Annotated in this window: 3 protein-coding genes; 2 read left to right on the top strand and 1 reads right to left on the bottom strand. The window is 70.0% G+C overall.

The annotated features are described in order from the left end of the window. Positions 1–576: 576 nt before the first annotated feature. Positions 577–3,075, bottom strand: a complete 2,499-nt coding sequence (locus tag Q0L54_RS09855) for an FAD-dependent oxidoreductase (RefSeq protein ID WP_296667693.1) — start codon at positions 3,073–3,075, stop codon at positions 577–579. 254 nt (positions 3,076–3,329) lie between these two features. Between Q0L54_RS09855 and Q0L54_RS09860 the strand changes: the two genes are divergently transcribed. After that, positions 3,330–3,785: a Fur family transcriptional regulator gene (locus tag Q0L54_RS09860; RefSeq protein ID WP_296667695.1), complete on the top strand. Its 456-nt coding sequence runs from the start codon at positions 3,330–3,332 to the stop codon at positions 3,783–3,785. Positions 3,786–3,800: 15 nt separating this feature from the next. Next, positions 3,801–5,273 carry a catalase gene (locus Q0L54_RS09865; RefSeq protein ID WP_296667697.1) on the top strand — a complete coding sequence of 491 codons (1,473 nt, stop codon included), beginning with the start codon at positions 3,801–3,803 and terminating at the stop codon, positions 5,271–5,273. Positions 5,274–5,572 lie beyond the last annotated feature (299 nt).

Below are 5,572 nucleotides of genomic sequence, written 5' to 3' on the forward strand. Positions count from 1 at the left end.
GTGGGCGACGAGCCGGTCGAGGTCGACGTTCCGGCGGCGGAGGCAGCCGAGGCACCCGAGACTCCCGCACCCGAGGCACCCGAGACTCTCGCACCCGAGGCGCCCGAGACGCCCGCCGCGGAGTAGCCCGAGGCCCCGCCCCACGCCTCCCGCGGCCCCGCCCCACGCCTCGCCGCGCCTCCCCACGCCTCCCGCGGCCCCGCCCCACGCCTCGCCTCGAATGGGTAGACCTTGGTCGCTTTTCGGCGACTCGCGCATCACAGGGGTAGCGGGTTGGCGGTCGTCCCGTGGGCCGCGGCGACCAAGGCATCGTCCCGGCATCAGCCGCACCCCCAGCGTCAGCGAAGTCACCGCGGCCGGGACGGCCGAGCGCCGCTCCTCGCTGTGACACCGACGACCCGCGATCCAGGGTGGGCCCTGCTCACCGACCACCACTTACCCCTGGGGCGCACGAACCCCCGGAATGTGACCAAGGTCTACCAATTCCGGGGGTGGAGGCGTGCTCGGGGGGTGGAGGCGTGCTCGGGGGGTGGGCGGCTAGGCGGGCATGCGGGTGAGCGCGCGGGCGGGTGGGTGTCAGATGAAGAGCGTGGTGCCCGATTCGTTGGCCTCGCCCAGGAACGCGGCGACGCCCGCGAGCTCGACGCCGTCGATCAGGTCCGATTGCGCCATGCCCAACAGGTCCATCGTCATGGTGCAGCCGAGCAGGCGCGCGCCGCCGTCCTGAGCGGACCTGATGAGCTCGGGAAGGGACTGCACGTCGTTCTTCTTCATCACGCTCTTGATCATGGACGTGCCGGCGCCCGCCATGTGCATCTGCGAGAGCGTCAGCTTCTCCGCACCACGCGGCATCATGGCTCCGAACATCTTCTCCATCGCCTTCTTCTCGCGCCGCGGCGGGTTCGTCTTGCGCAGGGCGTTGAGGCCCCAGAACGTGAAGAACATGGAGACCTCGTCGCCCATGGCGACTGCGCCGTTGGCGATGATGAACGCCGCGAGCACCTTGTCCAGGTCGCCCGAGAAGACCACCATCGAGGTCTTGTTCTTGCCGCTGGCCGATGCGCCGGAGCGGACCGGCTCGACGCCGCCCTTGCGGAATGCCCCGACAAAGCCGGGGCCCTTGGGCTCGAGAGAGACCAGGGTGTGGCCGTTCTTGGCGGCCCACGCGGGGCCGTCGAGCGCGAAGCCTGGGTCGGAGACGGTCACGCGGATCTCGTCGCCCGCGTTCGCCTCCTTCATCGCGTTCGCGAGCCGCATGATGGGGCCGGGGCAGGCCAGGCCGGTGCAGTCGAGGTCCTTGACCTGGCCCGTGGCGGCCGCGACGGCGGAGGCGACGGAGACCTTCTCCGCGTAGTTCTCCATCGGCGGCTGCGCGGAGTACTGGTCCGCCGGGTTGTCGTGCACGTGGCCGAAGGTGGTGGAGCCGCCGGACAGGGTGGCAACGTCGGTGAAGCCGTTCTGGACCAGGATCCGGTGCGCCAGGTACGAGCGGAAGCCCACCGCGCAGTACAGGCGGATCGGCTGCGCGCGGTCCCAGTCCTGGAAGGCCTCGCGGAACGTGGCGATCGGAACGTTCTGTGCACCCGGCAGGTGGTGGATGCCGAACTCCTCGGGGGTGCGCACGTCGACCAGCCGCGAGCCGTCGGCGAGCGGCCACTCCTCCGAGTACCAGAGCGTGAAGTCGCCTCGGATGGTGTTGGAGGCCACGAACCCGGCCATGTTGATCGGGTCCTTCGCGGACCCGAACGGCGGCGCGTAGGCGAGCTCCTGCTCCTCGAGGTCGAACACGGTCATCCCCGCGCGGATCGCCATCGCGAACAGGTCGAGGCGCTTGTCCACGCCGTCGAATCCGCACGCCTGGGCGCCCAGTATCCGGCCGTCGGTCGGGTCGAACAGCACCTTGATGTGCATCATCGCGGTGCCGGGGTAGTACCCGGCGTGGCCGGACGGGTGCACGTGGACCACGCGGTAGTCCACGCCCGCGGCGTCGAGCTGGCGCTTGGTGGCGCCCGTGCCGCCGGCGACCATGTCGAACACCTTGACGATGCTGGTGCCCTGCGTGGACTTGTACTCCGTGACCCTCCCGCAGATGTTCTCCGCGGCGACGCGCGCCTGGCGGTTCGCCGGGCCCGCGAGCGGGGCGAGGTAGTGGCCGGGCAGCACCGGGTGCGGCGTCTCGACGGCGTCGCCAGCCGCGTAGATGCTCGGGTCGGAGGTCTGCATGTGCGTGTCGACCTTGATGCCCCCGCGCTGGCCCAGCTCGATCCCGGCGGCCTTGACCAGCTCGACCGCGGGCTTGACGCCCGCCGCGAGGATCACCAGGTCCGCCTTGAGCACGGTGCCCGAGTTCAGCTCGACGCTCACGCGCTCCTCGCCGTCCTTGTCGGACAGCGGTTGGAAGGCGGCCGCGGCGGTGGAGAGGTGGAGGCCGATGCCCCGCATGCGCAGGTGCTGCTCGACCGGGGTCGCGATTTCGTGGTCCACGGGTGGCAGGATCTGGTCCGCGAGCTCCACCACGTCGACGCGCACTCCGCGGTGGTGGAGGTTCTCCGCCATCTCCAATCCGATGTAGCCCGCGCCCACCACCACGGCGGTGACCACGCCACGCTTGCCGTTCTTCTGAGCGGCTACCGCGCTGTCGAGCCGGGTCTTGATGCGGTCCATGTCGCCGATGCGGCGGAGCACCTCGACGGCCGGGTGGTCGATGCCGGGCAGGGGCGGGCGCACGGCCTCCGCGCCCATGCACAGCGCGAGCTTGTCGTACTTCTCGGTGTACTCCTTGCCGGAATCCACCTCACGGACCGTGACGGTCTTCTTCTTGCGGTCGATCGCGAGCACCTCGGTGGCGATGCGGACATCGATGTTGAGGGATTCGCGCAGGCTCTCGGGTGTCTGCAGCAGCAGGCGCGAGCGCTCGGAGATCACCTCGCCCACGTGGTACGGCAGGCCACAGTTCGCGAACGAGACGTGGTGTCCGCGTTCGAAGACCACGATCTCCGCGGATTCGTCGAGACGCCGGGCGCGGGCGGCGGTCGATGCTCCTGCGGCGACTCCACCGACGACGACAAGCTTCATGGCATTCCTCCTGGGGATGGGGCTGTTGGGCTCTGCTGTCGACAATATCCCCCGGGGTATGCGCGGGCGCGGGTCGAAGGTCACGGAACCCCCTCCCCCTGACACCCCGCACGGTCCCAGACTCGACACGCCGTCTGGACCACCGCATCGGCCCGTTGCACACGGCGCGTCGCGCCCGACTCCGTGCGGAGCGTCAGGGAGGGCAACCCTGCCATCATTTGAGTCATTCAAAATAACGGCGTAGGGTGAGGACCGTGTCTCCCGTCCTCGCACCCGACCTCCTCCGCGGAGCGGGGCTGCGTGTCACCGAGCCACGTGTCGCGGTCATCGAGGCGCTCGACGGAATGCCGCATGCGGCCGCGGACGCCGTTCACGCCAAGGTCGCGGCCCACCGGCCGGACCTCTCGATCCAGACCGTCTACAACGTGCTGCGCGACCTCACCGGCCGCGGTCTCGCCCGCTGCATCGAGCCGGGCGATCACCCGGCTCGCTACGAACTGCGCGTAGGGGACAACCACCACCACATGGTCTGCTCGACGTGCGGCACCATCGCGGACGTCGACTGCGTGGTGGGCCAGGCCCCCTGCCTCTCACCCGACGACGACCACGGGTTCGCCGTGGCCGTCGCCGAGATCACCTTCTGGGGTCTCTGCCGCGACTGCCAGGCAGTCGCGGTGAAGGCCGCCGCCGCTGTTCCCATCCACGACTGAACAAGGAGCACTCCCATGTCGGAGAAGTTCACCACCACCAACTCCGGGGCGCCGGTCGCCTCGGACCAGCACTCGTTGTCCGTGGGCGCGGACGGCCCCATCGCGCTCACCGACCACTACCTGGTCGAGAAGCTCGCCCAGTTCAACCGCGAGCGCGTGCCGGAGCGCGTGGTGCACGCCAAGGGCGGCGGCGCGTACGGCACCTTCACCGTGACCAACGACGTCTCCGCCTACACCCGGGCGGCCGTGTTCCAGCCCGGCGTCGAAACCGAGATGCTCGCGCGGTTCAGCACGGTCGCCGGCGAGCAGGGCTCCCCCGACACGTGGCGCGACCCGCGCGGCTTCGCGCTGAAGTTCTACACCACCGAGGGCAACTACGACCTGGTGGGAAACAACACCCCCGTCTTCTTCATCCGCGACGGCATCAAGTTCCCCGACTTCATCCGCTCGCAGAAGCGCCTCCCGGGCTCGCACCTGCGCGACAACGACATGCAGTGGGACTTCTGGTCGCTGCAGCCCGAGTCCGCGCACCAGGTGACGTGGCTGATGGGCGACCGCGGCATTCCGCGCAGCTGGCGCGAGATGAACGGCTACGGCTCGCACACCTACCAGTGGATCAACGCGGAGGGCGAGCGGTTCTGGGTGAAGTACCACTTCAAGACCCAGCAGGGGGTCCACCACTTCACCAACGACGAGGCGGCGGAGCTGGCCGGCTCGGACGCCGACGTCCACATCCGCGACCTCTACTCGCACATCGAGGACGGCGACTTCCCGCGCTGGGACCTCAAGGTGCAGGTGATGCCCTACGAGGACGCCGCCACATACCGCTTCAACCCGTTCGACCTCACCAAGGTGTGGCCGCACGGCGACTACCCGCTCATCGACGTGGGCGTCATGGAGCTCAACCGCAACCCCGCCAACTACTTCGCCGAGATCGAGCAGGCCACGTTCGAGCCCTCGAACTTCGTGCCCGGCATCGACACCTCGCCCGACAAGATGCTGCTGGCGCGCATCTTCTCCTACGCGGACGCCCACCGTTACCGCGTGGGCACCAACTACGCGCAGCTGCCGGTCAACGCCGCCAAGAACGCGGACCCGAACGGGCACTCGTTCTCGAAGGATGGGTCGATGCGCTACTCGTTCGCGTCGCCCGACACCCCGGTGTACGCCCCCAGCTCGACCGGCGGCGCCCACGCGGATCCCGCCCGCGCAGCCGAGTCCCGCGGCTGGCAGGCCGACGGCGAACTGGTGCGCTCGGCGGCGACGCTCCACCCCGAGGACGACGACTTCGGCCAGGCGGGCACCATGTACCGCGAGGTGTTCGACGCGGAGGCCAAGGCGCGGTTCCTCGAGACCATCACCGGACACGTGGGCGGTGTGGTGTCCAACGAGATCCGCGAGCGTGCCATCCAGTACTGGACCAGCGTCGACGCGGGTCTGGGCGAGCAGTTGCGCGCCAACCTGGCGGCCGCGCACGTGACCGTCTGACACGACCGCGACGGCGCCACCGAGGCGCCGGCTGGCACCGAGCCCGGGACCCCGCGAGGGTCCCGGGCTCCCTGCCGTCCGGGGGCGCGAACGGGCGGTCCGGTACCCTGGGCGTGGCCGACGCCGGCCTCCCACCACACGTCGCGGGGTCGAACCTCGCGTCCCTTGCCCTGCGCGGCCTCGTCCACCCGTGCCCCTGACCAGGGAGTTCCCATGACCACGCCCACCCGCACGCCCACCGGAGTTCCCGAGGCCACCGGCCGCTGGGGGGTGCTGTGGCGACCGCGCTCGTGGCACCG

Source organism: Demequina sp., from assembly GCF_024642165.1.
Taxonomy (GTDB): domain Bacteria; phylum Actinomycetota; class Actinomycetes; order Actinomycetales; family Demequinaceae; genus Demequina.

Coding starts and splice junctions, on each gene's coding strand:
- Q0L54_RS09855 (WP_296667693.1), bottom strand. CDS start 3,075: ATGAAGCTTGTCGTCGTCGGTGGAGTCGCCGCAGGAGCATCGACCGCC.
- Q0L54_RS09865 (WP_296667697.1), top strand. CDS start 3,801: ATGTCGGAGAAGTTCACCACCACCAACTCCGGGGCGCCGGTCGCCTCG.